The organism is Streptomyces antimicrobicus (assembly GCF_020532625.1).
Classification (GTDB): Bacteria; Actinomycetota; Actinomycetes; order Streptomycetales; family Streptomycetaceae; genus Streptomyces; species Streptomyces antimicrobicus.
The window spans coordinates 1-430 of the sequence record NZ_JAJAUY010000279.1 but is presented as its reverse complement, the minus strand read 5'-3'; the positions used below and the strand labels follow the sequence as shown (position 1 = coordinate 430).

General features: G+C 70.5%; 1 protein-coding gene. It reads right to left on the bottom strand.

The window, feature by feature from the left end:
- Positions 1-430 (bottom strand): carboxyl transferase domain-containing protein (locus LG632_RS30045; RefSeq protein WP_308109455.1); only part of this gene is annotated, 430 nt, incomplete at both ends.

Genomic DNA, 430 nt, shown 5'->3' with positions numbered 1-430 from the left:
CCGCCCAGGCCGTTCTGGGTGATCTCCTCGCCGGTCACCGCGCGGACCACGTCGGGGCCGGTGATGAACATCTGCGAGGTGTCGCGGACCATGAAGACGAAGTCCGTCAGGGCCGGGCTGTAGGCGGCGCCGCCGGCGCAGGGGCCGAGCATGACGGAGATCTGCGGGATGACGCCGGACGCCTTGGTGTTGCGCTGGAAGATGCCGCCGTAGCCGGCCAGCGCCGAGACGCCCTCCTGGATGCGGGCACCGGCGCCGTCGTTCAGCGACACCAGCGGCGCACCGGCCGCGATGGCCATGTCCATGATCTTGTGGATCTTCGTGGCGTGGGCCTCGCCCAGCGCGCCGCCGAAGATGCGGAAGTCGTGGGCGTAGACGAAGACCGTGCGGCCCTCGACCGTGCCCCAGCCCGTGATCACACCGTCGGTGT